The organism is Nocardiopsis oceanisediminis, from assembly GCF_048595525.1.
Lineage (GTDB): Bacteria > Actinomycetota > Actinomycetes > Streptosporangiales > Streptosporangiaceae > Nocardiopsis_A > Nocardiopsis_A oceanisediminis.
Genome location: NZ_JAFMZJ010000001.1, coordinates 1,310,165 through 1,324,053 on the forward strand (window position 1 = coordinate 1,310,165; position 13,889 = coordinate 1,324,053).

Below are 13,889 nucleotides of genomic sequence, written 5' to 3' on the forward strand. Positions count from 1 at the left end.
CCCGATACGGAGCCGAATCCGGTCACCCGGCCCATACCCCGGGGCGGCGCCGATAACCGCCGGTGGGCGGGGCGGAGCAGGGGCCGGGGCAGGTCACAGGGGCGCCGAGGGGAGGGAACCGGTCCGCGGCGGGGGAGGGGTCAGGGGCCCTCGCCCCGCCAGCGCCAGGCGCCCTCCACGGCCGCGCGGCCGGGCAGGGCGCCGCGGCCGGTGCACCAGAGCAGCTCCGCCCACGGGTCGCCGGTGCCGGGCGCCTGCGGGAAGAGCCGGGCCAGGGCGCGCGCCACCGGCTCCTCGGGCGGGGTGAACTCCAGCCCCAGCCCGGCGGCGATGTCGTGCGTGTGCACCAGCGCCTCGACCATGCCCATCGCGGCGAACCCGATCGGCCCGGCGTCGCCGTAGGGGTGCCAGGCGCGCACCTCGGGCGGGGTGGTGCGGACGGCCGCGGCCAGCACGCCGCCGGAGGCCTCCAGCCCCTGCGCCAGCTGCTCGGGGGTGACGCCGTCGTCCGCGACGACCTCGAAGGCGACGTAGCCGCCGGTGCGCCGGCCGGTCAGCTGGGTGGCGTAGCCGAACATGTCGTCCCAGACGTGCACCGCGGTCGCGGTGCAGGTCCAGTCGAGGCCGCCGGCGGGGGCGCTCCAGTCGGCGTCCGCCCCGCGGCGCAGCGCGGCCGCGCAGGCGGCCACCGACCGCTCCAGCAGCGCGGCCCACTCCTCCCGGGGGTCGTCGGAGGAGGCGGCGGGGGAGGAAGAAGTGCGATCAGGCATGCGCGGAACTCTAGGCCGCCGGGACCGCCGGCGCCCACGGGTTTTCCCGGCCGGCCCGGTCGCCCGTCCGCAGCGGGCCCCGCCGGGCCGGTGCGGCAGCGCCCCGGCGGCGGTCGGGCCCCAAGGACCGAGGGGCGGCGGAGGAAGAGCGGGAGAGGCCGCCCGCCGCACGCTCCGGGACGCCGCCGTCCGCCGAGCCGGACGGGGCGGCCCTGCCGCCGCGCGGGCCGACCGGGCGGAGGCCGGGGAGAGCGCCGGGGCCGGTTCTCCCGGGCGGCCCCGCCGTCGGGCATGCCGACCGGGCGGAGAGCCCGGCCGAAGAGCACCGGGAGGCCGTCCGCGGACCCGGCGGAGGCGCGGGCCGGGTGCGGGTCAGACGGCCGGGCCCGGTTGGCGGACCGAGGCGGCTATGGCGCGGGCCAGCTCCGGCATGTCCGCGACGTCCAGGGCGGAGACGGTGACCCGCAGCGCCGGGCCGGCGGAGGCGCGGAAGCGGTGGCCCGGGGTGACCGCCCAGCCTCGGGCGAGCAGGCCCGCGGTGGCCGCGGCCTCGTCCGGCACCGACACCCACACGTTCAGCCCGGACCGCCCCCGGGCCGGCAGCCCGTGCTCGGCCAGCGCCGCGATGAGGGCGTCCCGGCGGGCGGCGTAGGAGCGGCCGGCCTCCCGGGCGCCGATCCGAGGGCGCCGCAGCAGCTCCACGAAGGCCTCCTGGAGCACGTGGCTCACCCACCCCGGGCCGGTCTGCATCAGCGCGCGCACCCGGTCCACCGTCACCAGGTCCCCCGCCAGCATCGCCAGCCGCAGGTCCGGCCCGTAGGCCTTGGCGGCCGAGCGGATCACCGCCCACCGGCGGGTGGCCCCGAAGACGCCGTGGAAGGGCAGGTCGACCAGGTCGAACCCGTGGTCGTCCTCGATCGTGAGCACCTGCGGGTGCTCGGCCAGCACCGCGCGGAGCGCGGCCGCCCGCTCCGCGCCGAGCGCCGCCCCGGTCGGGTTCTGCGCCCGGTTGGTCAGCACCACGGCGCGCGCCCCCGAGCGCAGCGCCGCCGCCAGCTCCTCGGGGAGCGGCCCCTCGTCGTCCACCGCCATCGGGACGTTCTTCAGTCCGGTGGCGGCGAGCAGGTCGTACTCGCTGGGCCAGCCGGGGTCCTCCAGGGCGACGGCGTCGCCCGCGCGCAGCGCGGAGCGGAGCACCCGGTCGATCCCGTCGAGCGCGCCGGAGGTCACGGTGAGCGCGTCGGTCGGCACGCCGTCGGAGGCGAGCAGGGAGCGCGCCGCCTGCTCCATGGCGGGCAGCACCGGGGGGTCGCCGTACAGGGTCGGGGTGCGGCCGGCGCGGTTCCGGGCCACCTCGGCGAGGACCGCGGCCAGGTCGGGCAGGAGCCGCGGGTCGGGGTTGCCGGTGGCGGCGTCGCGGGTCCCCGGCGGGACCGCTCCGGGGCCGGTCTCCCTCGGGGCGGCGGCGGGCCGGGGCCGGACCCGGGTCCCCCGGCGTCCGCCGGTCTCCACCAGGCCGCGCTCGCGGAGCAGCCGGTAGGCGGCGGCGACGGTGTTCGGGTTGACGCCGAGGTCGCCCGCGAGGTCCCGGATGGGGGGAAGGACCGTGCCCGCCTCCAGGGCACCGCCGGCGATCTCCCGTTCCACGCTGTCGGCGATCTCGTGCGAACCCCGTCCGGTGATGACCATGCCCGCATTATCCAGCAGTTCGGCACTGCGGGCGCACCCGGCGGGCGGCCGGCGCCCACCGGGCGCCGCGCGGCCCACGCCGCACCCGGGCGCGCATTATAGCACGGGAGGGGATTCCCGGATATTCTCGGGGCATTTCCCGGGAATGAATCCGCGATGTCGGCGCAAACTGTTGCGCGGTGCGATTCATCGTTGCGCTCTGGTGAACCCGCGGTGCCCCGGGCGCGGGTCCGGCGGTGTTGTCCCGGTGTCGATCATGCTGCCCGGCCGGATGATTTTATCCGGCCTGACCTGCCCGTTAACTCCTTCTTGTCGGGAGGCCCCTTGAATTAGGGGGTGGTTCGTGCTTTTCAATATATATACGCGAAGTTTCACCCTCGGCGCAGTGTGCCGCGCTCGCCGCAGGGTGTTCTAGTGTGAGGAGTCGACCTATCAAAGGGCAGGATCAGCAGCGTTTTGGAGACGACCCGCTAGCCGTTCGCGACACCGACCACTACAAAGCCGAATACGTGACCGGGTTCGTCGACAAGTGGGACGAGCTCATCGACTGGAAGCGCCGCTATGAGAGCGAGGGCCGCTTCTTCATCGATCAGCTCAAAGAGCGAGGTGTGCGCGAGGTCCTCGACGTGGCGACCGGTACCGGGTTCCACTCGGTGCGCCTGGTCGAGGAGGGGTTCGAGACCGTCAGCGCGGACGGCAGCCCCGAGATGCTGGCCAAGGCGTTCTCCAACGGGCAGAGCTACGGCGGCCACATCCTCCGGGTGGTCCAGGCGGACTGGCGCTGGCTCAACCGGGACGTGCACGGCACCTACGACGCGATCATCTGCCTGGGGAACTCGTTCACCCACCTGTTCTCCGAGCGGGACCGGCGCAAGGCGCTGGCCGAGTTCTACGCGATGCTCAAGCACGACGGCGTGCTCATCATCGACCAGCGCAACTACGACGCCCTGCTGGACGGCAAGTACGGCAACAAGCACACCTACTACTACTGCGGCGAGGAGGTCTCCGCCGAGCCCGAGCACGTCGACGAGGGCCTGGCGCGGTTCGTCTACCGGTTCCCCGACGCCTCCACCTACCACCTCAACATGTTCCCGCTGCGCAAGAACTACATGCGGCGGCTGCTGCGCGAGGTCGGCTTCCAGCAGGTGGACACCTACGGCGACTTCCAGGAGACCTACCAGGGCGACGAGCCGGACTTCTTCATCCACATCGCGGAGAAGGCCTACCTGCGCGAGGGGGGCGACCCGGCGGAGCGGTACTCGGCGGCGGTGCGCACCGCGCGGGACTACTACAACTCCTCCGACGCCGACACCTTCTACCACTCGGTGTGGGGCGGGACCGACATCCACATCGGGCTGTACGAGTCCGCGGACGGCGACATCGCCGAGGCGAGCCGGCGCACCGTGGAGCGGATGGCGGCCAAGCCGGGGATCGGCCCGGACACCCGGGTCATCGACATCGGCTCCGGCTACGGCGGGTCGGCGCGCTACCTGGCCCGGACCTACGGCTGCCGGGTCACCTGCCTCAACCTCAGCGAGGTGGAGAACGAGCGGAACCGCCGGGCCAACCAGGAGGCGGGGCTGGACCACCTGATCGAGGTGGTGGACGGCTCCTTCGAGGACATCCCCTTCCAGGACAACGCCTTCGACGTGGCCTGGTCCCAGGACGCCCTGCTGCACAGCGGCGACCGCCCCCGGGTGCTGGAGGAGGTGGCCCGGGTGCTGCGCGCCGGCGGGCACTTCGTCTTCACCGACCCGATGGCCGCCGACGGCGCCCCGCAGAAGGAGCTCCGCCCCATCCTGGAGCGGCTGCACCTGGACACCATGGGCACGCCCGGCTTCTACGACCGGGAGACCGCCCGGCTGGGCATGTCCAAGGTCGGCTTCGACGACCTCAGCGAGCAGCTGCCCCGGCACTACGGGCGGGTGCTGGAGGTCACCGAGGCGCGCGGGGCCGAGCTGGCCGGGAAGATCAGCGAGGCCTACCTGACCCGGATGAAGACCGGGCTGCGCAACTGGGTCCGGGGCGGCGAGTCCGGCTCCCTGGCCTGGGGGATCCTGCACTACCGCGCCTGAACCCGGCGGGCCCGCTCCCCCACGGGCCCGCCGCCCGGCCCGGCGCTCGGGGCGCCGGGCCGGCCCCCGCTCCGGGCGGGCCCCGGCCCGGAGCGGGGGCCTTTCCGCACTCCGCCCCGTGCGCCGCGCACCGGAGCCCGCGCCGCCGGTCAGCCCCGCTCTGCGGGGTCCGGAAGCAGCGGGTCCAGCAAGGTCGCCACCAGGGCGGGGACCGGGTCGGCGGCGGGGTCGTCGGCGGCCCGGACCGCCTCGGTCAGGTGGGAGAAGAACGCCTGCTGGAAGCAGGCCCCCAGGAGCAGCGCGGCCGCGGCGCGGGCGTCGGTCCCGGGGCGCAGCCGGCCCCGCTCCCGCTCGGCGGCGATGTAGGCGGCGAGGTTGTCCACCGGGACGTGCGGGCCGACCCCCCACTCGGCGAGCCGGGTCCGGTAGTCGTCCAGCAGCCGGGTCTCGGAGAACAGCGAGGCGCCCAGCGGCACCGCCCGGGCGTAGAAGTCGACCGCGATGCGCGCGACCTCCTCGAGGACCTCCCGGACCGGGGCGGTTCCGGCCCGCCGGCCCAGGCCGCCCATCAGCCGGCCGAACTCCGGCGTCTGCCGGGTGAGCACGTTCAGGAACAGCTCGTGCTTGTCGGAGAAGTGCTTGTACAGGGTGGCCTCGGAGTAGCCGGCCTCCCTGGCGATGAGCCTGGTGGTGGCGCGCGCGGCGCCGTGCTCGCGTATCACGCGCTCGGCGGCGTCGAGGACCGCGTCGCGGGTTCCCGCCATGCGATGTCCGTTCCCGGTATTGACGTGAGTGGGCGCTCACCACCATAGTCGTGGTGAGTAAACGCTCACTACCCGAAAGGCGTCCGGGAATGAGGATCACCGTTCTGGGAGCCGGCGGCGGGGTCGGCCGCGAGGTCGTCGCCCAGGCCCTGGCGGCGGGCCACGAGGTCACGGCGGTGGTGCGGGACCGCGTCCGCGCCCGGCTGGACGGGCACGACCGGCTCGACACGGCCGCGGCCGACGCCCTCGACCCCGCCTCGCTGCTGCCCGCGGTCAAGGGGGCCGACGCGGTGGTCTCCGCGCTGGGCGGCCGGGGCGGGGCCTCCGAGCCCACCACCGTCTGCGAGCGGGGCGCCCGCGCGGCGGTCGAGGCGATGCGCACCGCGGAGGTGCGCCGCATCGTCGCGATCAGCGCGGCCACCGTCACCGCCGAGGGGGACGGGCCGTTCACCCGGTTCGCGGTCAAGCCGCTGCTGACCAGGGTGCTGCGGCACCCCCGCGCCGACTCGCTCCGGATGGAGGAGGTGCTGGCCGGCAGCGGCCTGGACTGGACGGTGCTGCGCCCGCCGATGCTGCTGGACCGCCCGCGCACCGGCCGGTACCGGATGAGCGACGGCGCCAACGTCCGCGGCGGCCTGCGGATCGGCCGCGCCGACGTGGCCGACGCGGCACTGGCCGTGCTCACCGACCCCGCCCGGTTCCGCACCGCGGTGGGCGTCGCCTACTGACCCGCCGGCCCGGGGCCCGCCCCCCTTCCCCGGTGGTCGTGGCGTCGCGGCCCTGCCAGAGCGCTCTGGCAGGGCCGCGACGCCACGACCACCGCGAGGGCGGGGGAGGGGGCGGGCGCCTTGCGCGGCGGGCCGTGCGGGCGCCCGCACGGCCCGCCCCGCGGGGACCGTCGGGTATGCAGGTGGCCGCCCGGAGTGCTCGGCAGCGGACCGCCCCGCAGCGTCAAGACCGATGAGGAAGTGGGACGGCGGCCCGGCGGCGCACGGCCCGCAGCGGCCGCGGCGGCGCTGAGCCCCGGATCCCGGCCTCTCCCGACCCGCGGTCGGACACTCCGGGCGCCCGAACCGGTCCGGCCCTCAGAGCTCCCGGTCCCAGACCTCGGAGACCAGGCCGTCGCCGAAGTCCCGGTGCGGGCGGGACTCCCGCAGGGTGAACCCGGCGCGGGCGTAGATGGAGCGGGCGGCGGTCAGGCAGGACTGCGTCCACAGCGTCATCCGGCGGTAGCCGGCCTCGCGGGCGAAGTCCATGCACTCCTCCACCAGCCGCCGCCCCAGGCCGTGCCCCCGGGCGGCCGGTTCGAGCAGCAGCAGGCGCAGCTTCGCGGTCTCGTCGTCGGCCCGGGTGCAGAACACGCTGCCCACCCGCTCGCCGCCGAGCTCGGCGATCCAGCCGCGCTCCCGCTCCGGGTCGTGCCCGGTCGCGAAGTCGGCGATGAGCCTCGCGACCAGCGCCTCGTAGTCGGCGCCCCAGCCGTACTCCTGCGCGTAGAGCGCGCCGTGCCGGTCCAGCACCCAGCCCAGGTCGCCGGGGGCGAGCGGGCGCAGCACCGGGGCCGGGGCGCCGTCGCCGCCCGGCCGGCCGGAGCCGAGCAGCGTCCGCACCGTGTTCAGCGCCCCGGCCAGCCGGGCGCGCTCCTCCGGGGCGAGCGCGGCGAGCAGGCCGCCGATCTTGGCGTCGGCGCGCTCGTCCATCAGCGCGGCGGCGCGGGCGCCCGCCGAGGTCAGCTCGACGGTGTTCCGCCGGCCGTCGGCGGGGGAGGGGGCGCGGGCGACCAGCCCGGCCGATTCCAGCCGGGCCAGCACCCGGCTCAGCTGGCCGGCGTCGATGTCCATCGCGCGGCGCAGGTCGGAGGTCTCGGAGCGGCCGCGGTGCAGCAGCTCGTGGAAGGTGCGCACCTCGGTCAGGGACCAGGGCGAGCCGAGGTGGCCGGGGTCGAGCGCCCCGACGCGGGCGGTGAGGAAGCGGTTGAAGGCGCGGAGCCGGGCGATGTCGGCGGCGGGGACGGCGGTCCCGGCCGGAACGGACGCGGTGCTCTCCAGGGAATCCATGGCTGCCCCGATCAAAGTCATTGACTCTGTCAACGATTCTCGCGCGGCGGGCCGCCGAAGACAAGGCCTGCGCGGGCCTGTCCGCCGCCCGGTTCCGGCGCGGCCGCCCGCCGGGGCCCGCTCGGACCGCGCGGCCGCCGGCCGCACCGGCGGTCCGCTGGGGCGCACCGGTCGGCGCGGGCCCCGCGCGGGGCCGCTCGGCACCTCGGAGCGGGCGCCCGGAGGACCGACCGGGCCGTTCCGGCGGGAACGGGAAGGGGCGGCGCCGGGTCGGGCGCCGCCCCGCCGCCGGGTCAGGCCTCCGGGGTGCGCCGCAGGCCGGCCGCCCGCCCCTTGGCCGCGATGACCAGGGCCATCTTCCGGGACGCCTCGTCGAGCATCTCGTCGCCGAGCATCACCGCGCCGCGCCGCTGCACGGTGGTGGCGTGCTCGTAGGCGTCGAGGATCCGCTCGGCTCGGTCGTAGTCGGCCTGGTCCGGGGCGTACACCTCGTTGGCGGCCTCCACCTGGGCCGGGTGCAGCACCCACTTGCCGTCGTAGCCGAGCCCCGCCGTGCGCCCGGCCGAGGCGCGGAACCCCTCGACGTCCCGCACCTGCAGGTACGGGCCGTCGATGGCCTGGAGGCCGTTGGCCCGGGCGGCGGTGAGGATGCGCAGCAGCACGTAGTGGTAGGCGTCGGCGCCGTAGCCGGGCGGCTGCCCGCCGACGGTCAGCGTGCGCATGTTCATCGAGGCCATGTAGTCGGCCGGGCCGTAGACCAGCGCCTCCAGCCGGGGCGAGGAGGCGGCGATGGCGTCCACTTCGGCCACCCCCCGGGCGTCCTCGATCTGCGCCTCGATGCCGATCCGCCCCGGCTCCAGCCCGGCGGCCCGCTCGACCTGGGTGAGCAGCAGGTCCAGCCACCGCACGTGCGCCGCCTCGGTCACCTTCGGCAGCACCAGGCAGTCCAGCTCGGCGCCGGCGCCCTCGACCAGGGCGATCACGTCCCGGTAGGTCCAGGCGGTGCCCAGGTCGTTCACCCGGACGGTTCGGGTCCGCCCGCCCCAGCCGCCCTCGTTGAGCGCGGCCACCGCCGCCTCCCGGGCCCGCTCCTTCTCCGACGGCGCCACCGCGTCCTCCAGGTCCAGGAAGAAGGCGTCGGCGGCGAGGTCGCGCGCCTTCTCGATGAACCGGGGGTTGGACGCGGGGACGGCGAGGACCGACCGACGCGACCGGGACGGAGCCGCAGCCATGTTTCCACTCCTGGGGATCGACCGAACGGGAGGCGCGGCGCGCCGCGCACGGACATGCTCGCAAACCCGGAGCGGCCCCGGAGCGTCAGCCCTTTCGAACGGCGCCGCATGCGGCGCTGCACGCGGCTCCGCCCGGGACGGACGGGACGGGCGGGCCCGCGGCGCCGTACGGGGGTGGGCACACGGAGAAAGGAACAATAGGGTGCATTCCAGGCGCGGGGAGTCCGCCGAGCGTCCGCAGCGCGGGGAGAGGGGACCGATGAGCAACCGGTCGCAGAGCGAGGCCGTCGCATATCCGACCAGTTCGCACTGGGGCAGCTACCAGGTCCTGGTCGAAGGGGACCGGGTGGTCGGGGTCCGGCCCGACCCGGACGACCCCGCCCCCTCGCCGCTGATCGGCAACGCCCCCGACGCCCAGCACCACGCCACCCGCGTCGCCCGTCCGTCGGTCCGCCGCCGCTGGCTGGAGCGCGGCCCGGGGCCCAACCCGCGCCGCGGCGCCCCCGACGACGAGTTCGTCGAGGTCGACTGGGACACCGCGCTCGACCTGCTCGCCGGCGAGCTGCGCCGGGTGCACGGCGAGCACGGCGCCGAGGCGGTCTTCGGCGGCTCCTACGGCTGGGGCAGCGCGGGCCGGTTCCACCACTCGCAGAGCCAGCTGCACCGCTTCCTCAACACCATCGGCGGCTACACCCGCAGCCGCAACACCTACAGCCACGCCGTGGTCGAAGTGCTCTTCCCGCACCTGCTGGGCGCGCCCGCCGCGCACGACCTGCTGGAGCGGCCGCCGTCCTGGAAGGCCATCGCCCGGCACACCGACCTCATCGTGACCTTCGGCGGCCTGCGCGCCTCCAACATGTGGATCTCCTCCGGCGGCCGCGCCGAAGGCACCGCCCTGCCCGCGATGGAGAAGGCCGCCGCCGCGGGCGTGCGCACCGTGTCGGTCAGCCCGCTGCGCGACGACACCATCGACGAGATGAACGCCGAGTGGCTGCCGGTCTCGCCCGGCACCGACACCGCCGTGCTGCTGGCCCTCGTGCACGTCCTGTTCGACGAGGGCCTGGCCGACCGGGACTTCCTGGACCGCTGCACGGTCGGCGCCGAGGTGGTGCGCCGCTCGGTCATGGGCATGATCGACGGCGTCGTGAAGAGCCCGGAGTGGGCCGAGGAGGCCAGCGGCCTGCCGGCGTCCCGGATCCGCGCCCTGGCCAGGGAGATGGCCTCCGGCCGCACCCTGGTCAACGTGGGCTGGTCGGTGCAGCGCGCCCGGTACGGCGAGCAGCCGATGTGGGCCGGCCTGGCGCTGGCCGCCTGCCTCGGCCAGATCGGCCTGCCCGGCGGCGGGTTCGCCACCGGCTACGGCTCCACCGGGCGCTACGGCGGCGGCTCCACCCCCGGCGGCCTGCCCCGGTTCCCGCAGGGCGCCAACCCGGTCGACCGGTACATCCCGGTCAACTGCACCGCCGAGATGCTGCTCCACCCCGGCGCCGCCTTCGTCTGCGACGGCGAGGACCTCACCTACCCCGACATCAGACTGGTCGCCTGGTCCGGCGGCAACCCGTTCCACCACCACCAGGACCTGGCCCTGCTGACCAAGGCGTTCGGCCGCCCGGAGACCGTGTGGGTGGTGGAGACGCACTGGACCGCCACCGCCCGCCACGCCGACATCGTGCTGCCCTCCACCACCACCCTGGAGCGCGACGACATGGCGGCCAGCCGGGGCGACCTGCGGCTGCGCGCGATGCCCAGGGCGGTCCCGCCGCACGGCGAGGCGCGCGACGAGTACGAGATCTACCGGGGGCTGGCCGCGCGGCTGGGCCGCGAGGGCGACTTCACCGAGGGGCGCACCGCCGAGGAGTGGCGGCGGCACATGTACGAGGAGTGGCGGAAGCGGCAGAAAGAGGAGTTCGCCGCCGACCTGCCCGACTACGACGCGTTCTGGGAGGCCGGCTCGGTCGACCTGCCCGGCCGGGTCGAGGACGAGGCCCTGCTCGGCGACTTCCGCGCCGACCCGGTGGCCGCGCCGCTGCAGACGCCCAGCGGCCGGATCGAGCTGTTCTCCGCCACCATCGAGGCCTTCGACCTGCCGGACTGCCCCGGCTACCCGGTGTGGCTGCCGGGGGAGGAACGGCCGGGCTCGCCGCGCTCCCGGCGCTGGCCGCTGCTGCTCCTGGCCAACCAGCCCTCCGGGCGGCTCCACAGCCAGCAGGACATGGGCGCCTACAGCCGCGGCCAGAAGATCGCCGGACGGGCCCCGCTCCGGCTGCACCCCGACGACGCGGCCGCCCGCGGCCTCGCCGACGGCGACGTGGTCCGGGTGCACAACGACCGCGGCAGCCTGCTGGCGGGCGTGCGCGTCTCGGACGCCCTGCGCCCCGGCGTCGCCCAGCTCTCCACCGGGGCCTGGTACGACCCGTCCGCGCCCGGCATCACCTGCGCCCACGGCAACCCGAACGCCCTCACCTCGGTCGTCGGCACCTCGGGCCTCGCCCAGGGCTGCACCGGCCAGCACGTCCTGGTGGAGGTCACCCGCCACCAGGGAGACCTCCCCCCGGTCCGGGCGCTGGAGCCGCCGGTGATCATCACCCTGGAGCAGCAGGACGCCGAGGGCTGGGAGTAGCCGGAGACCGGGGCCGGCGGAGCGGGCCGCCCCGCCGCCCCTGAGCGCTGAAGGCGCCGGCCGGGAACCCCGGCCCCGGAGGGGGCGCGGTGGGCGAAGCGGTCCGGAACGCCTTCAAGCCGAGGAGGGATCGCAGCTCAACGAGGGGGCTCCCCGCGCAGGCGGGGACGGCCCCACGGGGCCGGTGCGGGGAGAGCGGCGGGTGTCGTGCTCCACCCGCGGCGGGGATGCTCGCCGCTCCCGCGGCCCCGGGGTGAAGGGCGTCACCTGCGACGCCCGCTTTTTCCTGATTCGTAGATAGGTTAGCCTCTACTAAGTCGACCGCCGGGCCCGGGCACGGGTTCCGGTGGTGTGTGGTGTCCGGCGCCGGTCGGACGGCTGGTGCTCGGGAAGAGCCGGAGGAAGACTGTGTCCTTGGGATGGCGGCTGGGCCGCCCCGCCTGTCGCGGTGGGGCCGGATGAGTTCGGAGCGGACGACGGCCGTCATCGGGGCGCCGGCGGAGAAGGCCGAGGTCGGGCGGGAAGAGGCCGCCGCGGCGCTGGAGGAGCGGACGCGGAGCCATGTCCGGACCCGGGTGATCCGCACGGTCGGGCTGCTCGCGGCGCTCGGCGTCCTGCTGCTCTGCATCGGCCTGAGCGTCTCGGTCGGGGCCAAGCCGATCCCGCTGTCCACCGTGTGGGACGCGCTCTGGAACAACGACGGCTCCTACGACCACAGCGTCATCTTCGAGCTGCGGGTGCCCCGCGCGGTGCTCGGCGTCTTCGTCGGGGCGGCGCTCGGCCTGGCCGGCGCCCTCATGCAGGGGCTGACCCGCAACCCGCTGGCCGAACCGGGCATCCTCGGGGTGAACTCGGGCGCGGCCGCCGCCGTGGTCTTCGCGATCTACCTGTTCGGCGTGACCAGCCCCGACGCCTACGTCTGGTTCGCCTTCCTCGGCGCCGCCGTCGCCTCCATCGCGGTCTACGCGCTCGGTTCGCGCGGCCGCAGCCAGGCGACCCCCGTGCGGCTGGCCCTGGCCGGCACCGCGATCGCCGCCGTGCTCCAGGGCCTGGTCTACACGGTCATCTCCCTCGACGACTTCGTCTTCGACCGGATCCGCTTCTGGCAGGTCGGCTCCCTCGTCGGGCGCGACCTCGAACTGTTCCTGAGGGTCTGGCCGTTCCTGCTGGCCGGTGTGGTGATCGCGCTGGCACTCGCGCCGGCGCTGAACACCATCGCGCTCGGCGACGACCTGGCCTCGGCGCTCGGCGCCCGGCTCAACCGCACCCGGGTGCTGGCGGCCCTGGCGATCGTGCTGCTGTGCGGCTCGGCCACCGCCACCGCCGGGCCGATCTGGTTCGTCGGGCTCACCGTGCCGCACGTCGCGCGCGCCATCGTCGGCCCGGACCAGCGGTGGCTGCTGCCCTACTCCGCGGTGCTCGCCGCGATCCTGCTCACCGCCGCCGACACCCTCGGCCGGGTGGTGCTGCCCAGCGGCGAGCTGGAGGTCGGCATCATCACGGCGCTGGTCGGCGCCCCGGTGTTCATCGCGTTGGTCCGGCGGAAGAGGATGGCCCAGCTGTGACGGCGACCGAGACCCCCACCGAAACCGCGATGCGGAGCCGCTCCGGCCGGGTCCGCCCGGCCCGGACCCTCCGGCTCGGCGACCGGCTGTCGCTGCGGGTGCGCCCGCGCGGCCTGGCCGTGTGCACCGCGCTCACCGCCGCGATCACCGCGGTCTTCGCGGTCCTGCTCATGGTGGGCGAGTACGAGATCCCGCTGGACAAGGTGGTGCTGGCGCTGGCCGGCGGCGGCGAGCGGCTGGACCTGTTCTTCGTCCGCGACGTCCGGCTGCCCCGCGCCTGGACCGCGGTGCTGGTCGGCGCCTCGCTCGGGGTGGCCGGGGCGGTGTTCCAGAGCCTGTCCCGCAACCCGCTGGGAAGCCCGGACATCATCGGCTTCACCGGCGGCGCCGCCACCGGCGCGGTCGCCGTCATCCTGCTGTTCGGCGGCACCATGCTCCAGGTCTCGCTGGGCGCGGTGGCCGGCGGCGTCGGCACCGCCGCCCTGGTCTACCTGCTCGCGATGAAGCGCGGGGTGCAGGGCTACCGGCTGATCCTGGTCGGCATCGGCATCAGCGCCATGCTGCTGTCGGTCCGCGACTACCTGCTGACCCGCGCCGACCTCACCGAGGCGAAGACCGCGCAGATCTGGATGATCGGCAGCCTCAACGCGCGCGGCTGGACCGAGGTCATCGCGGTCCTGGTCTGCATGGCGGTGCTGCTGCCGGTGATCTTCGCGCTGGCCCCCCGGCTCCGGCTGATGGAGATGGGCGACCAGACCGCGGGCGCGCTCGGCGTCCCGGTGCAGGCCACCCAGGCGGCGGCGCTCATCGCGGCGAGCGCGCTGACCGGCGCCGCGATCGCCGTCGCCGGCCCGATCTCGTTCATCGCGCTGGCCGCGCCGCAGCTCGCCCGCCGGCTGCTCCGCTCCACCGGCACGACCTTCTTCGGGGCGGCCCTGATGGGCGCCCTGCTGCTGATCGTCGCCGACCTGGTGGCCCAGCGCGCGCTGGCGCCGGCCCAGCTCCCGGTGGGCGCGGTCACCGCCGTCATCGGCGGCAGCTACCTGGTCTGGCTGCTCTACCGTGAATGGCGGACCGGCCGTGCCTGACGCAGAACCCCGCCGCCCCGTGAACCTTG

At 75.5% G+C, this 13,889-nt stretch carries 10 protein-coding genes; 5 read left to right on the forward strand and 5 right to left on the reverse strand.

Features of this window, described 5'->3' with window-relative positions:
• Nucleotides 1-140 precede the first annotated feature (140 nt).
• Together J0910_RS05950 and J0910_RS05955 are read right to left on the reverse strand one after the other, a co-directional pair.
• Nucleotides 141-770 carry a maleylpyruvate isomerase N-terminal domain-containing protein gene (locus J0910_RS05950; protein WP_420157513.1) on the reverse strand — a complete coding sequence of 210 codons (630 nt, stop codon included), beginning with the start codon at nucleotides 768-770 and terminating at the stop codon, nucleotides 141-143.
• Between the two features lie 372 nt (nucleotides 771-1,142).
• Nucleotides 1,143-2,459, reverse strand: coding sequence for an aminotransferase class I/II-fold pyridoxal phosphate-dependent enzyme (locus J0910_RS05955; protein WP_420157514.1), 1,317 nt, complete (start codon nucleotides 2,457-2,459; stop codon nucleotides 1,143-1,145).
• Nucleotides 2,460-2,875: 416 nt separating this feature from the next.
• Here J0910_RS05955 and J0910_RS05960 point away from each other — a divergent pair, with 416 nt between their 5' ends.
• Nucleotides 2,876-4,534: a glycine/sarcosine N-methyltransferase gene (locus J0910_RS05960; RefSeq protein WP_420157515.1), complete on the forward strand. Its 1,659-nt coding sequence runs from the start codon at nucleotides 2,876-2,878 to the stop codon at nucleotides 4,532-4,534.
• A gap of 149 nt (nucleotides 4,535-4,683) precedes the next feature.
• Here the strand turns inward: J0910_RS05960 and J0910_RS05965 are convergent, their stop codons facing one another.
• Nucleotides 4,684-5,298, reverse strand: coding sequence for a TetR/AcrR family transcriptional regulator (locus J0910_RS05965; protein WP_420157516.1), 615 nt, complete (start codon nucleotides 5,296-5,298; stop codon nucleotides 4,684-4,686).
• An 89-nt stretch (nucleotides 5,299-5,387) separates the two neighbouring features.
• Here J0910_RS05965 and J0910_RS05970 point away from each other — a divergent pair, with 89 nt between their 5' ends.
• Complete coding sequence (locus J0910_RS05970; protein ID WP_420157517.1) at nucleotides 5,388-6,026, forward strand: NAD(P)-dependent oxidoreductase; 639 nt, start codon at nucleotides 5,388-5,390, stop codon at nucleotides 6,024-6,026.
• A 357-nt stretch (nucleotides 6,027-6,383) separates the two neighbouring features.
• On the opposite strand, the gene J0910_RS05975 is transcribed toward J0910_RS05970, so the two are convergent.
• Both J0910_RS05975 and J0910_RS05980 read right to left on the reverse strand, forming a co-directional pair.
• A complete protein-coding gene (locus tag J0910_RS05975) occupies nucleotides 6,384-7,355 on the reverse strand; it encodes a bifunctional helix-turn-helix transcriptional regulator/GNAT family N-acetyltransferase (protein ID WP_420157518.1) in 972 nt (323 codons plus the stop codon).
• A 293-nt stretch (nucleotides 7,356-7,648) separates the two neighbouring features.
• On the reverse strand, nucleotides 7,649-8,587 hold the full coding sequence (locus J0910_RS05980; RefSeq protein WP_420157519.1) for an HpcH/HpaI aldolase/citrate lyase family protein: 939 nt from the start codon (nucleotides 8,585-8,587) through the stop codon (nucleotides 7,649-7,651).
• A 259-nt stretch (nucleotides 8,588-8,846) separates the two neighbouring features.
• Here J0910_RS05980 and J0910_RS05985 point away from each other — a divergent pair, with 259 nt between their 5' ends.
• The 3 genes from J0910_RS05985 to J0910_RS05995 all read left to right on the forward strand — a co-directional run bounded on the left by J0910_RS05985 (nucleotide 8,847) and on the right by J0910_RS05995 (nucleotide 13,860).
• Nucleotides 8,847-11,207 (forward strand): molybdopterin-dependent oxidoreductase, encoded by a 2,361-nt coding sequence (locus tag J0910_RS05985; RefSeq protein WP_420157520.1) that lies wholly within the window; start codon nucleotides 8,847-8,849, stop codon nucleotides 11,205-11,207.
• Between the two features lie 458 nt (nucleotides 11,208-11,665).
• Nucleotides 11,666-12,772 (forward strand): FecCD family ABC transporter permease, encoded by a 1,107-nt coding sequence (locus tag J0910_RS05990; protein ID WP_420157521.1) that lies wholly within the window; start codon nucleotides 11,666-11,668, stop codon nucleotides 12,770-12,772.
• On the forward strand, nucleotides 12,769-13,860 hold the full coding sequence (locus J0910_RS05995; RefSeq protein WP_420157522.1) for a FecCD family ABC transporter permease: 1,092 nt from the start codon (nucleotides 12,769-12,771) through the stop codon (nucleotides 13,858-13,860). The genes J0910_RS05990 and J0910_RS05995 overlap by 4 nt, the downstream gene beginning before the upstream one ends.
• Nucleotides 13,861-13,889: the final 29 nt, after the last annotated feature.

Bases quoted from the DNA above. Each gene is read 5' to 3' on its own strand.
- J0910_RS05970 (WP_420157517.1), top strand. From the start codon at position 5,388: ATGAGGATCACCGTTCTGGGAGCCGGCGGCGGGGTCGGCCGCGAGGTC.
- J0910_RS05950 (WP_420157513.1), bottom strand. From the start codon at position 770: ATGCCTGATCGCACTTCTTCCTCCCCCGCCGCCTCCTCCGACGACCCC.
- J0910_RS05975 (WP_420157518.1), bottom strand. From the start codon at position 7,355: ATGGATTCCCTGGAGAGCACCGCGTCCGTTCCGGCCGGGACCGCCGTC.
- J0910_RS05985 (WP_420157520.1), top strand. From the start codon at position 8,847: ATGAGCAACCGGTCGCAGAGCGAGGCCGTCGCATATCCGACCAGTTCG.
- J0910_RS05990 (WP_420157521.1), top strand. From the start codon at position 11,666: ATGAGTTCGGAGCGGACGACGGCCGTCATCGGGGCGCCGGCGGAGAAG.
- J0910_RS05980 (WP_420157519.1), bottom strand. From the start codon at position 8,587: ATGGCTGCGGCTCCGTCCCGGTCGCGTCGGTCGGTCCTCGCCGTCCCC.
- J0910_RS05965 (WP_420157516.1), bottom strand. From the start codon at position 5,298: ATGGCGGGAACCCGCGACGCGGTCCTCGACGCCGCCGAGCGCGTGATA.
- J0910_RS05955 (WP_420157514.1), bottom strand. From the start codon at position 2,459: ATGGTCATCACCGGACGGGGTTCGCACGAGATCGCCGACAGCGTGGAA.